A 16,699-nucleotide genomic window follows, 5' to 3' on the forward strand; every position below is an offset into this window, starting at 1 on the left:
AAGGGCGACCACCCTTACGGGTGATCGCCCTTGGCTGAGGCCGTCAGACGGCCTCAGAGGTGTTACTTGACCTCGACGGAAGCGCCGGCGGCCTTGAGGGCCTCAGCGGCCTTCTCAGCGGCTTCCTTGTTGGCCTTCTCGAGGACCGGCTTCGGGGTGCCGTCGACGAGGTCCTTGGCCTCCTTCAGACCCAGGGAGGTCAGCTCACGCACGACCTTGATGACCTGGATCTTCTTCTCGCCCGCACCGGTGAGGATGACGTCGAACTCGTCCTTCTCCTCGACCTCGACGGCACCGGCGCCCGGGGCACCCGGGGCGGCAACGGCGACGGCCGCGGCGGCGGTGACGTCGAACTTCTCCTCGAAGGCCGTCACGAAGGCGGCGAGGTCGATGAGGGTCATGTCCTCGAACTGGGCGAGGAGTTCGTCCTGGGTGAGCTTCGCCATGATGGGCGATCCTTCCACTAATTCGGCAGGTGCCGGATGTATAGAGAGGCGGGCGTAACGGCCCGCTACGACCCGCGCACTAGGCGGCGCGGATCAGTGCGCGAGCCGAATTACTCGGCACCGCCCTGCTCGGCGAGCTTGACGCGAAGCGCTTCCGCGGTGCGGACGAACTTCGACGGCAGCGCCTGGAAGAGCGAGGCAGCCTGGGACTGCTTGCCCTTGAACGCGCCGGCCAGCTTGCTGAGCAGAACCTCGCGGGACTCGAGGTCCGCGAGCTTCTTGATCTCATCGGCGGACAGCGCCTTACCGTCAAGGACACCGCCCTTGATGATGAGGTTCGGGTTCTCCTTGGCGAAGTCACGAAGACCCTTCGCCGACACAACCGGGTCACCGGTGATGAAGGCGGCGCCCGTCGGACCGGTGAACTGGTCGTCGAGCGAGGTGATCCCGGCGTTGTTGGCCGCAATCTTGGTCAGCGTGTTCTTCACCACGGCGTACTGGGCGTTCTCACCGAGCGAACGACGCAGCGTCTTGAGCTGCGCGACGGTGAGACCCCGGTACTCGGTCAGCACAACGGCGTTCGAGCTGCGGAACTGGTCCTCAAGCTCGGCTACCGCAGCAGCCTTGTCGGGCCTTGCCATAGAGCGTCGGCCTCCTTCCGGGTGATGAGGACCGCTCAGAAGGGGCTGGACAAACAAAACGCCCCGGCGCAAGCGCACGGGGCATGGCTCAACCGGAACGAATCCGGGAACTTTTCCACGAACACCTGCGCAGGACGTCCGCTCGCAGCGGATCCTTCGGCCACCGCACCCTTGCGAGCACGGCAACGACCAGCGGTCTTTGGCTTCTCGACGAGAGTACGCGAAGGGTTCGAGCCAAGGCAAATCGCCTCCGCCCCGGCCCTCCGTCACCCCGCCGGACCCGGCCGTCCGGCTGGCGGACGGGGCCTGTGCGCCCGGCGGACGGGGCCTGTGCGGCCGTGGCGCCCGCCCGGGACCGGACGGGCCGGATGCGGGGTTCTTCCCCCGCGGACGCGAAAGGGCCCCCCACCGCCCCGTGAGGGGTGGTGGGGGGCCCGTTCAGCCGTTCAGTGAGCCGTCAGGCTCGGACCGAGCCCTGAGGCTCAGACCGCGGCCGGGTCTTCCTCGACGAGGAGGTTCCGGGTGCGGTTGGAGTCCAGCTGGATGCCGGGGCCCATCGTGGTGCTGAGGGCGGCCTTCTTGATGTAGCGGCCCTTGGCGGCGGACGGCTTCAGACGGATGATCTCGTCCAGGGCCGCCGCGTAGTTCTCGACCAGCTGCTCATCGGAGAAGGAGACCTTGCCGATGATGAAGTGCAGGTTCGAGTGCTTGTCGACGCGGAACTCGATCTTGCCACCCTTGATCTCGGTGACAGCCTTGGCGACGTCCATCGTGACGGTGCCGGTCTTCGGGTTCGGCATGAGGCCACGGGGACCGAGCACGCGGCCGAGGCGGCCGACCTTGCCCATGAGGTCCGGGGTGGCCACAACGGCGTCGAACTCGTTCAGGCGGTTGCCCTTGGCGATCTCGTTGATCAGCTCGTCGTCGCCGACAATGTCGGCGCCGGCGGCTTCCGCGGCCGCAGCACGGTCACCGGTCGCGAAGACCAGGACCCGGGCGGTCTTGCCGGTGCCGTGCGGGAGGTTCACGGTGCCGCGGACCATCTGGTCGGCCTTGCGCGGGTCGACACCCAGGCGGAAGGCGACCTCGACGGTGCTGTCGAACTTGGTCGCGGAGGTCTCCTTGGCGAGACGGACGGCCTCGAGCGGGGCGTACTGCTTCTCCCGGTCGATCTTGGCGTCCGCAGCGCGGAGAGTCTTGCTGCGCTTCACTTCTGCTCCTGTGTTGTGGCTTCAGGCGTGGAGTCGTGGTGCGGACCAGCGCTTGGTCCTACCACTGTGGTGCTGAGGGGGGCTGAAATCAGCCTTCGACCGTGATGCCCATCGAACGCGCGGTGCCGGCGATGATCTTCTCGGCGGCGTCGATGTCGTTGGCGTTCAGGTCGGGCATCTTGATCGTGGCGATCTCGCGGACCTGGTCACGCGTGAGCTTCGCGACCTTGGTCTTGTGCGGCTCGCCAGAGCCCTTCTCGACACCGGCGCTCTTCAGGATGAGGCGCGCGGCCGGCGGGGTCTTGGTGACGAAGGTGAAGGAGCGGTCCTCGTAGACCGTGATCTCCACCGGCACGACCATGCCACGCTGCGACTCGGTCGCGGCGTTGTAGGCCTTGCAGAACTCCATGATGTTGACGCCGTGCTGACCGAGCGCGGGGCCGACCGGCGGAGCCGGGTTGGCCGCACCGGCCTTGATCTGGAGCTTGATAAGCCCCGTGATCTTCTTCTTCTTGGGAGGCATTGCTCTCTCCGGGTCCTAGTGAGAGTTTTCGCCGCCAACCGGTCATCCGGATGGAGGCATACCGCACCACGATAACGGGTATCGGCGCGGGGCTAAAAACCGAGCAGGTCAGACCGCCCTTCACGGGGCGGTCTGACCTGTCCGGAAGCGTCGCTTCAGAAGATCTGGATCAGTTCTTCTGGATCTGGTCGAAGCTGAGCTCGACCGGGGTCTCGCGGCCGAAGATCTCGACGAGGCCCTTGACCTTCTTCGAGTCCGGGTTGATCTCGTTGATCGTCGCCTGCAGCGTGGCGAACGGGCCGTCGGTGACGGTGACCGAGTCGCCGACCTCGAAGTCCAGGACCTCGATGGTGCGCTTGACGGCGGGCGCGGGCAGGCCGGCCTCTTCGGCAGCCTGCTTGGCGGCCTTCTCCTGCGCCTCGGGGGCGAGCATCTTGACGATCTCGTCGAGGGTCAGCGGGTACGGGTCGTACGCGTTGCCGACGAAGCCGGTGACGCCAGGCGTGTTGCGGACGACGCCCCAGGACTCGTTCGTCAGATCCATGCGGACGAGAACGTAACCGGGCAGCTTGTTCTGCCGGACGTTCTTGCGCTCGCCGTTCTTGATCTGGACGATCTCTTCCTCGGGCACCTCGGCCTGGTAGATGAACTCCTCGACGTTCAGCGAGACGGCACGCTGTTCGAGGTTCGCCTTCACGCGCTTCTCGTAGCCCGCGTAGGTGTGGATCACGTACCACTCGCCCGGGAGCAGGCGCAGCTCGTCGCGGAGGGCCTGGATGGGGTCGACCGGCTCGGCGTCCTCGACGGGGGCGGCCTCCTCGGCCTCCTCCTCATCCGCGTCGGCCTCGTCGTCAGCAGCGGCCTCGTCGTCGCCGGTCTCGGCGTCGTCGTCGGCGTCGGTGTCGTCGCCCTCGTCCGCGGACTCGTCGTCCTCGTCGGCCTCAGCCTCGACGTGCGCAGCCTCGACGTGCATCGCGGCGGTCTCCGCGGCGACGCCCGCCTGGGCTTCGTCGGCGAGCTCGACTTCGTCGCGGTCCGCGTCCGCCGCCTCGACGATGTCGAGCGCGTCCTCGACGGACTCGACGGAGTCGGGGCTCGCGTTCAGGTTCGGGTCAGACACGGTGGCTGCTTCTTCCTGGATACAAAAGGTGGTCGAACATGCGAAAACGGGCGGCACCCATCAAGGCGCCGCCCTCCGCGGGGATCAGCCGAAGACGAACTTGATGGCTTCCTGGAACCCATAGTCAATCACGGTCACCAGACCGATCATGATGACGACGAAGACAATCACCACGGTGGTGTACGTCGTGAGCTGGTTACGAGTGGGCCATACGACCTTGCGGAGCTCCGCGACGATCTGGCGGTAGAACAGCGCGAGACGGCCGAGAGGGCCCTTCTTGCCGCGCTTGCCGCCCTTGCGGGCCTTCTTCTCGCGAGTGTCGTCCTCGGCGTCAGGCATGTCGATGGAGCCCAGGGCGTCCGTCACGTCTCTCACCTGAATCCGGGTCGTGGCCGTAGCCGCGCCCGGTTGCGCCGCACGGCGTTGCATCGAAGTACGTACCTGCGCACACATCCGAGAAGGAGTGTGGAGCAGGGCCGGAGGGACTCGAACCCCCAACCGCTGGTTTTGGAGACCAGTGCTCTACCAATTGAGCTACGACCCTTTGCGTTCCCCAACCTACCGCATCCGAGCGAGTGCACGGAGTGCTCGCGCTCTGGGGCGGCTGGTGAGGACCAACGACAGGTGAGTGTACGTGGTCCAGGCCCTGACGTCGAACAGAAGACATCCGGACCTGCTCCGTCCGGTAACTGAAACGGTGTGCGGGGCTTCTGGAGCGTCTGGGACGATTGGCCGCATGACCTCTGCAACGCCTTCCTCCGAGCGCCGGGTGTCCGCCCGTATCGGCGCCATTTCCGAGTCCGCCACCCTCGCCGTGGACGCCAAGGCCAAGGCCCTCAAGGCCGCCGGGCGCCCGGTCATCGGCTTCGGCGCGGGCGAGCCCGACTTCCCGACCCCGGACTACATCGTCGAGGCTGCGGTCGAGGCCTGCCGCAACCCGAAGTACCACCGGTACACGCCGGCCGGCGGTCTGCCCGAGCTGAAGACCGCCATCGCCGCCAAGACGCTGCGCGACTCCGGCTACGAGGTGGACGCTTCCCAGGTCCTGGTGACCAACGGCGGCAAGCAGGCCATCTACGAGGCCTTCGCGGCGATCCTCGACCCGGGCGACGAGGTCATCGTCCCGGCTCCGTACTGGACCACCTACCCCGAGTCGATCCGCCTCGCGGGCGGTGTCCCGGTGGAGGTCGTCGCCGACGAGACCACCGGCTACCGCGTCTCCGTCGAGCAGCTCGAGGCGGCCCGCACCGAGCGCACGAAGGTCGTCCTCTTCGTCTCCCCGTCCAACCCGACGGGCGCGGTCTACAGCGAGACCGACGCCGAGGCGATCGGCCGCTGGGCCGCCGACAAGGGCCTGTGGGTCCTCACCGACGAGATCTACGAGCACCTCGTCTACGGCGACGCGAAGTTCGTCTCCCTCCCGGCGATCGTCCCCGAGCTCGCCGACAAGTGCATCATCGTGAACGGCGTCGCCAAGACGTACGCGATGACCGGCTGGCGCGTGGGCTGGATCATCGGCCCGAAGGACGTCGTCAAGGCCGCGACGAACCTCCAGTCGCACGCCACCTCCAACGTCTCCAACGTGGCCCAGGTCGCGGCGCTCGCCGCCGTCTCCGGCAACCTGGACGCCGTCCACGAGATGCGCACCGCCTTCGACCGCCGCCGCCAGACGATCGTGCGGATGCTGAACGAGATCGACGGCGTGTTCTGCCCGACCCCCGAGGGCGCCTTCTACGCGTACCCGTCGGTCAAGGAGCTGCTCGGCAAGGAGATCCGCGGCAAGCGCCCGCAGACCTCCGTCGAGCTCGCCGCGCTGATCCTGGACGAGGCCGAGGTCGCGGTCGTCCCGGGCGAGGCCTTCGGCACCCCGGGCTACCTGCGCCTCTCCTACGCCCTGGGCGACGAGGACCTGATCGAGGGCGTGTCCCGCCTCCAGAAGCTCCTGGCGGAAGCCAAGGCCTAGGCCTCCGGCGGCCCCGCAGCCACCCCCTGAGCGGCGCCTCCCCCACCCCGGGGAGCCGCCGCTCAGGCGTTCCCGGCCCGGCCCGCCTCCGGTGCCGCTGCGCGGGGCGCTCACGTCCAGGCCGACGCCGACCAAATCCAGCCCCGCCGGCACACGATCCAGCCCCGCCGGCGTTTGAGGCGCGGGGTCCGGGGCGGAGCCCCGATCTTTCAGCCCCGCCGGCGATTGAGGCGCGGGTCGGGGGCGGAGCCCGGGGCCCCGCGCAGCGGCAGCGAAGCCCCGCTCTCGCGTTCGAGCAAGCCCCCGAAAGGTAAAACCCCCTCCCGCCGAGCGCAGCGGTACGGCAGGATCACCAGATGGAGCACGCACGCGATCTCACGCTTCTGCCCAAAGCCCACCTGCACCTGCACTTCACCGGCTCGATGCGCCCGTCGACCCTGCTGGAGCTCGCCGACAAGTACGGCGTGCGGCTGCCCGACGCCCTGACCGCCGGGGAGCCACCCAAGCTGCGGGCCACCGACGAGCGCGGCTGGTTCCGCTTCCAGCGCCTCTACGACGCCGCCCGCTCCTGCCTGCGCGAGCCCGACGACATCCGCCGCCTGGTCCGCGAGGCGGCCGAGGAGGACGTACGGGACGGCAGCGGCTGGCTGGAGATCCAGGTCGACCCGACCTCCTACGCGCCCCTCCTCGGCGGGATGATCCCGGCCGTGGAGATCATCCTGGACGCCGTGGACTCCGCCTCCCGCGAGACCGGCCTCGGCATGCGGGTCCTCATCGCCGCGAACCGCATGAAGCACCCCCTGGACGCCCGCACCCTCGCCCGCCTCGCCGTCCGCTACGCCGACCGCGGCATCGTCGGCTTCGGGCTCTCCAACGACGAGCGCCGCGGCATGGCCCGCGACTTCGACCGGGCCTTCGCCATCGCCCGCGAGGGCGGGCTGCTCGCGGCCCCGCACGGCGGCGAGCTCACCGGCCCGGCCTCCGTCCGCGACTGCCTCGACGACCTCCACGCCTCCCGCATCGGGCACGGAGTCCGGGCCGCGGAGGACCCCCGGCTGCTCCAGCGGCTCGCGGACCGGCAGATCACCTGCGAGGTCTGCCCGGCCTCCAACGTCGCCCTCGGCGTGTACGAGCGGCCCGAGGACGTGCCGCTGCGCACCCTCTTCGAGGCCGGGGTGCCGATGGCGCTGGGCGCGGACGACCCGCTGCTGTTCGGGTCGCGGCTCGCGGCCCAGTACGAGATCGCCCGCCGCCACCACGGCTTCACCGACGCGGAGCTCGCCGAGCTGGCCCGCCAGTCGGTGCGCGGCAGCGCCGCGCCCGACGACGTACAGGCCAAGCTGCTGGCCGGGATCGACCACTGGCTCACCGGGTGAGCCGCAGGTCCCCCTGGTAGCAGTCGGCGCGGACCCGCCGACCGTCCTGGAAGCCGATCTCCAGGTGCGTACGGCCCCGCTCGGGCAGCGCGAACTCGGCCACCGAGGCCACGGTCTGGCCGAGGTGGCTCAGGAAGGGGTGTTCGCCGAGGTCCTCGCCGACTTCGACGCGGCCCCACTCCCCCATGTCGTACGGCTCGTGGGGGGCGGCGGACTCGACGATGAGGCACTGGTCGGACCCGGTGGTGATCCGCGTGGAGTCGCCGACGCTGTCGATCAGCCAGACGTCGAGCGGGGCCTCGGAGCGCTCGCCTTCGCAGATGTGCCAGGACGCGACGACACGGCAGATCTCGCGTCCCACCAGGCGCGTGGGGTCCGTACCGGCCCCGTGCAGGGGGCAGTGCATGTCAGATGCGGACGCCGACCGTCACCGGCTCGTTGACGAGGGTGACGCCGAAGGCCGCGTGGACTCCCGCGACGACCTCCCGGGCCAGTGTGAGGAGGTCCTCGGTGGTGGCCTCGCCCCGGTTGGTGAGGGCGAGGGTGTGCTTGGTGGAGATGCGGGCCGGGCCGGTGCCGTAGCCCTTGGTGAAGCCGGCTTTGTCGATCAGCCAGGCCGCGCTGGTCTTCGTACGGCCCTCGCCGGCCGGGTAGGCGGGCGGGGCGGTGTCGGGGCCGAGGCGGTCCTGGGCGCGGGCGAGGAAGGCGGCGTAGGCCTCGTCGGTCAGGATCGGGTTGTGGAAGAAGGATCCGGCGGACCAGGTGTCGTGGTCGGCGGGGTCGAGGACCATGCCCTTGCCGGCGCGCAGCCGAAGGACGGTCTCGCGGGCGGTGGCGGCCGGGACGCGGTCGCCGGCCTCCACGCCGAGGGCGCGGGCCGTCTCCGGGTACTTGACCGGCGCGGAGAGGCCCCCGGCGTCCTCCAGGGCGAAGCGGACGCGCAGGACGACGTAGCGGTCGGGCTGGTCCTTGAAGGTGCTGTTGCGGTACCGGAAGTCGCACTCGGCGGCGCTGAGGGTGACCGTGGCGTCGGTGGTGCGGTCGTAGGCGACGACCTCGGTGATGGTGTCGCAGACCTCCTGGCCGTACGCCCCGACGTTCTGGATCGGGGTGGCGCCGGCCGAGCCGGGGATCCCGGCGAGGCACTCGATGCCCGCGAGGCCGGCCTCGACGGTGCGGGCGACGGCGTCGCTCCAGTTCTCGCCGGCGGCGAGCTCCAGGGTGGTGCCGGTCAGGGTGTAGCCGGTGGTCGCGATGCGCAGGGCGGTGCCGGCGAAGCCCTGGTCGCCGATGACCAGGTTGCTGCCGCCGCCGATGACCAGGAGCGGGGTGCCGCTCGCGTCCGCCGCGCGGACGGCGTCGACGACCTCGGCGTCGGTGGTCGCGGTGACCAGCCGGGCTGCGGGGCCGCCGAGGCGGAAGGTGGTCAACGGGGCGAGGGGGGCATCGTGGAGTTCCTGCACGTGGACAAGAGTACGGTCCGTCCCCCTCGCTTCCCGGCGGGGCACTCAGTAGGCCTGCTTCTGCTGGGCCAGACGGCGCTCGGCCTCCTCCCAGCTGATGGGGAGCTCCTCGGCGCGCACGGTCCAGAAGGTGAAGGCCGACTCCTTCGTGAAGGCGGCTGCGGCCCGGGAACTGCTGCGGTGCGGCTCGCTGCGGGCGAAGCGGTGGAGCGCGCCCTGGTCCTCCCAGGCGGAGAGGGTGAGGAAGGTGCGCCGCGGGACGCGGGCGCGCAGGGCGACGCCGTGGGCTCCGGGGGCCTTGCGGATCTGGCCGAGGATGCCGGGCGCCTTGAGGAGGAACTTCACGGCGCCGAGGAGGGTGGCGGTCTCGAAACGGGAGGCCATGACGTAGACCTCGGCGCCGGGAGCGGGCCGGCTGGGCGTGGACCAGGGGATGTCGGGCATGACGGGCGCTCCTTCGCGATGAGCGGTCGTACGGAACTTCGTGCGCGGGCGGGGGGCCGGGTCGGGGGCTCAGCGGGCGGCGGGGACCTTGTCGAGGGTCCGCCCAGGGGCCGGGGCCGGGGCCGCGGCCTTGCGGCCCCGGGGCAGGAGCAGGGCCAGCCCGGCGGCGAGGGCCACCACGGCGGCGCCGATCCACAGGGCGGGGACGGTGCCGTCGGTGAAGGTCTGCGGGGTCTCGTAGCCGCCCCGGGCCGAGAAGACGGAGGCCAGGACGGCCACCCCGAGAGCTCCGCCGACCTCGCGGAGGGCGCTGTTGGTGCCGGAGGCCTTGCCCTGGTCGGCGGGGGTCACGGTGGACATCAGCACGTGGTTGGCGGGGGCGAAGTAGAGGGACATGCCGATCCCGCTGAGGATCAGGGCGGGGAGCTGGGTCCCGTAGGAGAGGTCGGTGCTCAGGACCGCCGCGAACCAGCCGAGGCCGAGCGCCTGCAGCGCCAGCCCGGCGACGACGACCGGCCGGCCGCCGATCCGGTCGGACACGATGCCCGCGATCGGGGCGACCACCAGCGCCATGCCGGTCCAGGGGAGCATCCGCAGCCCGGCCTGGGTGGGCGAGTAGCCGGCGACGCCCTGGAGGAACTGGCTGAGCAGGAAGATCGACCCGAACATCCCGAGGTACATCAGCAGGCTGGCGAGGTTGATCCCGAGGAAGCCCCGGTCGCGGAAGAGCCGCATGGGGAGCATCGGGTTCGCGCTGCGGAAGCCGTGGCGGACGAACCCGCCGATGAGGGCGCTGCCCGCGATCAGGCCGGTGAGGACGGGAGCGCTGGTCCAGCCGTGGGCGTTGGCGTTGACCAGTCCGTAGACGACGCCGAAGAGACCGCCGCTGATGAGGAGGGTGCCGGGGAGGTCGAGGCGGGAGTTCGGGGCGGTGGACTCGGCCAGGCGGAGGCGGACGAGGGGGATCAGGGCGAGGCCGACGGGGACGTTCAGCCAGAAGATCCACTGCCAGGAGATGTGCTCGGTGAGGCTGCCGCCGATCAGGGGGCCGCAGGCGACGGCCAGTCCGCCGACGGCTCCGTAGACCCCGAGCGCCATGCCCCGCCGGGCCGCCGGGACGGCGACGGTGAGCAGGGTGAGGGAGAGCGGCATCATGATCGCCGCTCCCACGCCCTGCACGGCGCGGGCGGCGATCAGCCCGTCGATCCCGGAGGCGAGCGCGGCAGCGGCGGAGGCGCCGGTGAAGAGCACGAGCCCGGCGATGAAGAGCCGCCGGCGCCCGAAGCGGTCACCGAGGGCGGAGCCGAACATGAGCAGGACGGCGAAGGTGACGGTGTAGGCGTTCACCGTCCACTCCAGGTCCTCCAGCTTCCCGCCGAGGTCGGCCCGGATGGCGGGGAGGGCGGTGGTGACGACGAGGTTGTCGAGGGCGGCCATGAAACTGGCGACCCCGGTGAGCACGAGCGCCCAGACGGCGGGGGCACGGAGGCGGGTCTCTTGCTGGTCCTGGGTGGGTTCCTGGGTGGGTTCCTGGGTGCGTTCCTGGTTCACGATTCCCCCTGAAGATTGTTAGTTAGTTATTGCTGACTAACTTCAGCGGACAGAAAAAACCGCTGCTGGGGCCGACGCGCGGGACGGAATGTGGCCCGCACGCCCGCACGCCCGCCTCACTGCGCGACGGAGACTTCCCGGGCGGCTTCGCCCCCGGCCTCACCGGAGGACTCCTCCGCCTTGTCGGGCGGAAACAGCCCCTCCCAGATGCGGTGCCCGGAGGGGAAGCCCATGGCGGAGAGGGTGTTGATGAGCATCCCGTAGGCCATGAAGGTGGTGGTCTCCTCGACGTCACCGCCGAGCGGCACGGAGACGGTGTCCCACAGCTCCAGCCAGCCGGCCCGTACGAGCTCACCGAGCTCGTGGTCGCCGGCCGCCTCGGCGGCGGCGACGGTGACGTACATCTGGAGCTGCATCTGCAGTACGTGCGGATCCTCGGCGATCAGCCGCGTGTAGGCGTCCGCCATGGCGGTCAGGGCCTCTTCACCGCCCAGACCTTCGCCCGCCTCGGCGAAGACCCGCCGGGTGGTCTCCATGCAGCGGGCGGCCGCCGCGAGGAAGATGGCCTGCTTGTTCGGGAAGAGCCGGAACAGGTACGGCTGCGAGACACCGACCCGCTTGGCGATCACCTCGGTGGACGTCCCGTAGTAACCACCCCGGGCGAACTCCCGAACCGCCGCCCGAATGACGCTCTCACGCCGCTCTTCTGCGCTCATCCTGACCATGCAACGAAGTTAGTACTCAATCACTAACTACGTCAAGGGGGGTGGGGCGGGGGCTGGGGCTGCGGGGTTGGCGGTCCGCCCTCGGGCGGTCTCAGGGAGGGGTTGGGGCTTTCCCGTCAGTCTCATCGTCCTTCCGTGCCGCGCCGGCCTGTCAAGGGCGCTCCTTCGTCGCGTCGCTTCGCGATGGCCTTCGGCCACCCTTGACAGGCCGGCGCGGCACGGAAGGACGAAGACTGCCGGGAAACCCCCAAAGAAACGGGACGGGGCGGAAAGAGACAGGGGCGGCCCCGTCTGGGAGGGGCGGGCAGACTCCGGCCGCCAGACACCCATCCGGGCAGCTCACAGCCCTGATCCCGGGCCGAGGGGCGGCTCTACCCACACGAAATGACGACGAGAAGGCCATCGGGAGCGGGGAGACGCGCCGGATCGCTACGCGCTTCGCACGTCTCAGCGTCCGACGGCCGTCTGAGGCTGGTCATAAGCCGCCCACAACCGCTACACGCCTCCCTGATCACGCGACCGCAGGTCGCATCGCCCATGGACGGCGGAAGACGGTGAAGGAAGGCGAAGGAAGGCAATCGGAGACGTCGTGGGGTGGTGGAGGGGGATAGACGGAGTCTGAGGACGAAAAGACTGGCGGCAGACTCCGCCAAGGGCCTTCGGCCGGCCCAAACACCTCTCAGCGCGCCCCATCACACCCACCAGGCGACCCCCACCGCCCCCAGGACGCCCACGAGGCCCCAGGAGGCCCACGGGACGCCCCGCTCTCCCCCACCCAAGACGGTCTTGCCAGCCGCTGAGACGTGAGAAGCGCGTAGCGATCGTTGGCGGCTTATGACCAGCCCCAGACGGCCGCCGGACGCTGAGAAATGAGGAGCGCGTAGCCATCTGACGCGCCTCCCCGCTCCGGATGGCCCTCTGGTCGTCATTTCGTGCAGGTAGAGCCGCCCCTGGCCCGGGATCAGGGCTGTGAGCTGCCCGGATGCCTGGGACGGCGGCCGAAGACCGCCCACCCTTCCCTGACGGGGCCGCTCCTCTGCTCTTCTGCCCCGTCCCGTTCTTTTGGGGGTTTCCCGGCAGTCTTCGTTTTTCCGGGGCGGGACGGTCTGTCAAGGGTGGCCGAAGGCCATCGCGAAGCGACGCGAACGCAGTGAGCGCCCTTGACAGGCCGGCCCGACACGGAAGGACGATGAGACTGACGGGAAAGCCCCAACACCTCCCTGAGACCGCCCGAGGGCGGAAGCCACCCCCGACCCCGCCCCGCCCGCCCTCAGCCCAGCTGTACGACCGCCCGGGACATGCCCAGGACCTTCTGGCCCGCGCTCATGGCCGTCAGGTCGACCCGTACGCGGTTGTCGTCCAGCTTGGCGGCGACCTTGGCCGTGACGTCGATGCGGGCGCCCTCGTCGTCGTTCGGGACGACCACCGGCTTGGTGAAGCGGACGCCGTACTCGACGACCGCGCCCGGGTCGCCCACCCAGTCGGTCACCACGCGGATCGCCTCGGCCATGGTGAACATGCCGTGCGCGATCACGTCCGGCAGTCCGACCTCCTTGGCGAACTTCTCGTTCCAGTGGATCGGGTTGAAGTCACCCGAGGCACCGGCGTAGCGGACGAGGGTGGCGCGCGTCACGGGGAAGGACTGCGCCGGCAGCTCGGTGCCGACCTCGACGTCTGCGTACTGGATCTGCGCGGTCATCTCAGGCCTCCTCAGGGGCGCGGGACACGAGCTTGGTCCACGCCGTCACGACGTGCTCGCCGGATTCGTCATGGACCTCGCCGCGGATGTCGACGATGTCGTTGCCCGCGAGGGACTTCACGGCCTCGATCGTGGAGGTGACGGTGAGCCGGTCACCCGCCCGCACGGGGCGGACGTAGGAGAACTTCTGGTCGCCGTGCACGACGCGGCTGTAGTCCAGCCCCAGCTGCGGGTCCTCGATGACCTGGCCCGCGGCCGCGAAGGTGATGGCGAACACGAAAGTCGGCGGGGCGATCACGTCCTGGTGACCGAGCGCCTTGGCGGCATCGGGGTCGGTGTAGGCGGGATTTTCGTCACCCACCGCAACCGCGAATTCGCGGATCTTCTCCCGGCCGACCTCGTACGGCTCGGTGGGCGGGTAGGTCCGCCCCACGAAGGTCTGGTCGAGGGCCATGGCTCACTACCTCCTGTTGAAGGGACACGAAAGACACAAGACACGCAGACACGCAGACACGCATGAGCGTTCGTACCGGCCCAGTCATACCGGATCTGGAACCGGTGCAGAAACGACACAAGGCCGCCCCCCAATGAAGGGGACGACCTCATGACGGTGCCTATATTTGAGACTTCGCCAGGATCAGCGGGTCTCGCGGTGCGCGGTGTGCGAGTTGCAGCGCGGGCAGTGCTTCTTCATCTCCATGCGGTCCGGGTTGTTACGCCGGTTCTTCTTGGTGATGTAGTTCCGCTCCTTGCACTCCACGCAGGCCAGCGTGATCTTCGGGCGGACGTCGGTGGCAGCCACGTGAGTGCTCCTTGACGGACAGTAGGACGGATGAACGCATAAAAGAGTAGCCGATCGGGAGACCGACCCCGCAATCGGCTACTGGGTGTAGCGGCGACCGGACTTGAACCGGTGACACAGCGATTATGAGCCGCTTGCTCTACCGACTGAGCTACGCCGCTTTGATGAGATCCGTTCCCCACCCGAGGGTGGGGAACCTCTCTCACCAGAGCCCCAATGCGGAATCGAACCGCAGACCTTCTCCTTACCATGGAGACGCTCTACCGACTGAGCTATTGGGGCGAGCGATGAAGACATTACACGGTTGCGCGCCGATCGCCCAAATCCTTTGGGGGGACTGGGCTCGGGAGGGGTCGGCCCGGGATTGCCGATCAGTGCCCAGGGGCCTCTCGACCCGTTTTCCGGCCCTTTTGTGGCCGGTGTCACAGCCGCACCACCCCGCACTCCGCTCCCCCGGCTCCCCCCGGTTCCTCCGGCTCCCCCGCCCTTCGTTTCCCCGGCCCTCGGACGCCCTCTGAAGTTCTCCGCAGCCCCAGGCGGCCTCCCCGCGCGGGCGTGCCCGTTTCCGCCGGGGCGCGTGGGCACCACACCGGTACGACTATTGCGCTCTTCCGCGAACCGGGGACCCCCGCGCCCTAGGCTCTGAGCACGCTGCGTGATCTTGGGCCGCGGGCTGCGGCCACGGCACAGGAACCGCCCGAGCCACCGCAGGAGCGCGATGTCCGACAGCCAGCCGCAGCAGCCGTCCCACTCCCCGCGCAATCCTCACGGGGGCCCCGCCCGCAACCCGGCCCGCAACCCCGCCGGCGGGCCCGTCCCCGAGGCCACCGGGCTGCTCCTGGCGGGGGCCCGGCTCACGGACGGCCGGACCGTCGACGTCCGGCTCGGCGGGGGGCGCATCCAGGCCGTCGGCACCGCGGGCAGCCTGCCCGCCCCCGCCCTGTCCCGGGTCGACCTGCGCGGCTACCTGCTCCTGCCCGCCCCGGCCGAGCCGCACGCCCACGGGGACACCGCCCTGACCGCCGACGGCGAGGGGCCCGTCTCGTACACCCCCGACGAGGTGCAGCGCCGCGCCACCGAGGCGGCGCTGCTCCAGCTCGGCCACGGAGCCACCGCCGTGCGCTCCCACGTCCGGATCGGCGACGTGCACGGCCTCGGCCCGCTGGAGGCCGTCCTGCAGGCCCGCCGGTCCCTGCGCGGGCTCGCCGACCTGACCTCTGTGGCGGTGCCCCGGCTGCTGACGGGGGTGGCCGGTGCCGACGGGCTGGCCATGCTGCGCGACGCCGTCAAGATGGGCGCGTCCGTGATCGGGGGCTGCCCCGACCTGGACCCCGACCCGACGGGCTTCCTCGAAGCCGTCCTGGAGCTGGCCGCCGAGCACGGCTGCCCGGTGGACCTGCACACGGACGGTGACGACCCGGGCCGCCTCTCCCGGCTCGCGGCGATGGCCGGCGGGCTGCGCCCCGGGGTGACCATCGGGCCCTGCGGGGGTCTGTCGCGGCTCCCGCTGGACGTGGCCGCCCGCGCCGCCGACCAGCTGGCGGCGGCCGGGGTGCGGGTGACCTGCCTGCCCCAGGGCGACTGCGCCGCGCTGGAGCGGCGCGGGCTGCGCACCGCGCCCGTACGGCTCCTGCGGGCGGCCGGGGTCCGGGTCGCCGCCGGCAGCGGGGCGCTGCGGGACGCCGGCAACCCGGTCGGCCGGGGGGATCCGCTCGAAGCGGCGTACCTGCTGGCCTCCCAGGGCGGGCTGCGTCCGGCGGAGGCCTACGAGGCGGTGAGCGCCGCGGCCCGCGAGGTCATGGCGCTGCCCGAGGTGCGGGTGGAGGCGGGTTTCCCGGCGGAGCTGCTCGCCGTGCGCGGGGAGCGGATCGCGGGCGTGCTCTCCCTCGCGTACAGCCGGATCGTGATCCACCGGGGGCGGGTGGTAGCCCGGACGAGTGCCGTACGGGAGTACTGCGACTCGGCGGTCGCGGTGGCCCTGGACCTGCCCAGGCAGGGCCGTACGGAGCCCGGCCCCTGAGCGTGGCGGGCGAGGTTCGCGGGCGGCGGAGCCCGGGTCGTCGTACGGTCGGGACATGCGCATCGTCATCGCGGGTGGACACGGTCGAATCGCGCTGCGGCTGGAGCGTCTGCTCGCCGCGCGCGGGTACGAGGTCGCGGGGATCATCCGCGACCTGGAGCAGGGGGACGACCTCCGGGAGGCGGGCGCCGAACCGGTGCTGTGCGACCTGGAGTCGGCTTCCGTCGAGCACGTCGCGGGGATCCTCCAGGGCGCGGACGCGGCCGTCTTCGCGGCCGGGGCCGGTCCGGGCAGCGGTTCCGCGCGCAAGGACACCGTGGACCGGGGTGCGGCGGTGCTGTTCGCCGATGCCGCCGAACGGGCGCGCGTACGCCGTTTCCTGATGGTCTCCACGATGGGCGCGGACGCGCGGCACGGGGGTGACGAGGTGTTCGACGTCTATCTGCGGGCGAAGGGCGAGGCCGACGACCATCTGCGGACCCGGCTGGGTCTGGAGTGGACGATCCTGCGGCCGGGGATCCTGAGCGACGATCCGGGTGCGGGGCTGGTCCGGCTGGAGGCGCGGACCGGCCGGGGTCCGGTCACGCGGGACGACGTGGCGGCGGTGCTGGCGGAGCTCGTGGAGACCCCGGCGACGGCCGGGCTGACGCTGGAGCTGGTCTCGGGGTCGACGCCGGTCGCGGTGGCCGTGAAGGACATGGCGGGCAACTGAGCC

Annotated in this window: 18 protein-coding genes and 3 tRNA genes; 4 read left to right on the top strand and 17 right to left on the bottom strand. The window is 70.5% G+C overall.

The window, feature by feature from the left end; genetic code table 11:
* Window positions 1-62: 62 nt before the first annotated feature.
* From rplL to OOK31_RS14140, 7 genes are all read right to left on the bottom strand, one after another.
* Window positions 63-446 carry a 50S ribosomal protein L7/L12 gene (rplL, locus tag OOK31_RS14110; RefSeq protein WP_267012787.1) on the bottom strand — a complete coding sequence of 128 codons (384 nt, stop codon included), beginning with the start codon at window positions 444-446 and terminating at the stop codon, window positions 63-65.
* 110 nt (window positions 447-556) lie between these two features.
* Complete coding sequence (gene rplJ, locus OOK31_RS14115; RefSeq protein WP_267012788.1) at window positions 557-1,087, bottom strand: 50S ribosomal protein L10; 531 nt, start codon at window positions 1,085-1,087, stop codon at window positions 557-559.
* 482 nt (window positions 1,088-1,569) lie between these two features.
* Window positions 1,570-2,298 carry a 50S ribosomal protein L1 gene (gene rplA, locus OOK31_RS14120; protein ID WP_266574562.1) on the bottom strand — a complete coding sequence of 243 codons (729 nt, stop codon included), beginning with the start codon at window positions 2,296-2,298 and terminating at the stop codon, window positions 1,570-1,572.
* A gap of 88 nt (window positions 2,299-2,386) precedes the next feature.
* Entirely contained in the window at window positions 2,387-2,821 is a 435-nt protein-coding gene (gene rplK / locus OOK31_RS14125) for a 50S ribosomal protein L11 (protein ID WP_267012789.1), read from the bottom strand.
* Window positions 2,822-2,990: 169 nt separating this feature from the next.
* Window positions 2,991-3,941, bottom strand: a complete 951-nt coding sequence (gene nusG / locus OOK31_RS14130) for a transcription termination/antitermination protein NusG (RefSeq protein WP_267012790.1) — start codon at window positions 3,939-3,941, stop codon at window positions 2,991-2,993.
* An 84-nt stretch (window positions 3,942-4,025) separates the two neighbouring features.
* Window positions 4,026-4,307, bottom strand: coding sequence for a preprotein translocase subunit SecE (gene secE / locus OOK31_RS14135; protein WP_030298162.1), 282 nt, complete (start codon window positions 4,305-4,307; stop codon window positions 4,026-4,028).
* Window positions 4,308-4,412: 105 nt separating this feature from the next.
* Window positions 4,413-4,485: transfer RNA gene (locus tag OOK31_RS14140), tRNA-Trp, on the bottom strand.
* A gap of 192 nt (window positions 4,486-4,677) precedes the next feature.
* Here OOK31_RS14140 and OOK31_RS14145 point away from each other — a divergent pair.
* Together OOK31_RS14145 and OOK31_RS14150 are read left to right on the top strand one after the other, a co-directional pair.
* Window positions 4,678-5,904 (top strand): pyridoxal phosphate-dependent aminotransferase, encoded by a 1,227-nt coding sequence (locus tag OOK31_RS14145; RefSeq protein WP_267012791.1) that lies wholly within the window; start codon window positions 4,678-4,680, stop codon window positions 5,902-5,904.
* Between the two features lie 356 nt (window positions 5,905-6,260).
* A complete protein-coding gene (locus OOK31_RS14150; protein ID WP_267012792.1) occupies window positions 6,261-7,280 on the top strand; it encodes an adenosine deaminase in 1,020 nt (339 codons plus the stop codon).
* On the opposite strand, the gene OOK31_RS14155 is transcribed toward OOK31_RS14150, so the two are convergent.
* The 10 genes from OOK31_RS14155 to OOK31_RS14200 form a co-directional block, all read right to left on the bottom strand.
* Window positions 7,270-7,686, bottom strand: a complete 417-nt coding sequence (locus OOK31_RS14155; RefSeq protein ID WP_267012793.1) for a hypothetical protein — start codon at window positions 7,684-7,686, stop codon at window positions 7,270-7,272. The genes OOK31_RS14150 and OOK31_RS14155 overlap by 11 nt on opposite strands.
* A 1-nt stretch (window position 7,687) precedes the next feature.
* The gene (locus tag OOK31_RS14160; protein WP_267012794.1) at window positions 7,688-8,788 is read right to left on the bottom strand and encodes a UDP-N-acetylmuramate dehydrogenase; all 1,101 of its coding nucleotides are present in this window, start codon (window positions 8,786-8,788) and stop codon (window positions 7,688-7,690) included.
* Window positions 8,789-9,187, bottom strand: coding sequence for a DUF3291 domain-containing protein (locus OOK31_RS14165; RefSeq protein WP_267012795.1), 399 nt, complete (start codon window positions 9,185-9,187; stop codon window positions 8,789-8,791). It abuts the gene before it with no gap.
* A 69-nt stretch (window positions 9,188-9,256) separates the two neighbouring features.
* Window positions 9,257-10,648 carry a DHA2 family efflux MFS transporter permease subunit gene (locus tag OOK31_RS14170; protein ID WP_267012887.1) on the bottom strand — a complete coding sequence of 464 codons (1,392 nt, stop codon included), beginning with the start codon at window positions 10,646-10,648 and terminating at the stop codon, window positions 9,257-9,259.
* Between the two features lie 206 nt (window positions 10,649-10,854).
* Complete coding sequence (locus tag OOK31_RS14175) at window positions 10,855-11,463, bottom strand: TetR/AcrR family transcriptional regulator (protein WP_267012796.1); 609 nt, start codon at window positions 11,461-11,463, stop codon at window positions 10,855-10,857.
* A gap of 1,270 nt (window positions 11,464-12,733) precedes the next feature.
* Window positions 12,734-13,162 (bottom strand): MaoC family dehydratase, encoded by a 429-nt coding sequence (locus OOK31_RS14180; RefSeq protein ID WP_267012797.1) that lies wholly within the window; start codon window positions 13,160-13,162, stop codon window positions 12,734-12,736.
* 1 nt (window position 13,163) lies between these two features.
* The gene (locus tag OOK31_RS14185; protein ID WP_267012798.1) at window positions 13,164-13,616 is read right to left on the bottom strand and encodes a MaoC family dehydratase N-terminal domain-containing protein; all 453 of its coding nucleotides are present in this window, start codon (window positions 13,614-13,616) and stop codon (window positions 13,164-13,166) included.
* A 183-nt stretch (window positions 13,617-13,799) separates the two neighbouring features.
* Entirely contained in the window at window positions 13,800-13,964 is a 165-nt protein-coding gene (gene rpmG, locus OOK31_RS14190; RefSeq protein WP_007265873.1) for a 50S ribosomal protein L33, read from the bottom strand.
* An 88-nt stretch (window positions 13,965-14,052) separates the two neighbouring features.
* Window positions 14,053-14,125 (bottom strand) — tRNA-Met (locus tag OOK31_RS14195).
* Between the two features lie 48 nt (window positions 14,126-14,173).
* Window positions 14,174-14,246: transfer RNA gene (locus OOK31_RS14200), tRNA-Thr, on the bottom strand.
* A gap of 436 nt (window positions 14,247-14,682) precedes the next feature.
* On the opposite strand from OOK31_RS14200, the gene OOK31_RS14205 reads away from it, so the two are divergent.
* Both OOK31_RS14205 and OOK31_RS14210 read left to right on the top strand, forming a co-directional pair.
* Window positions 14,683-15,984 carry an amidohydrolase family protein gene (locus OOK31_RS14205; protein ID WP_267012799.1) on the top strand — a complete coding sequence of 434 codons (1,302 nt, stop codon included), beginning with the start codon at window positions 14,683-14,685 and terminating at the stop codon, window positions 15,982-15,984.
* 55 nt (window positions 15,985-16,039) lie between these two features.
* Entirely contained in the window at window positions 16,040-16,696 is a 657-nt protein-coding gene (locus OOK31_RS14210) for an SDR family oxidoreductase (protein ID WP_267012800.1), read from the top strand.
* Window positions 16,697-16,699: the final 3 nt, after the last annotated feature.

The sequence above is a fragment of the Streptomyces sp. NBC_00249 genome (assembly GCF_026342355.1).
Lineage (GTDB): Bacteria > Actinomycetota > Actinomycetes > Streptomycetales > Streptomycetaceae > Streptomyces.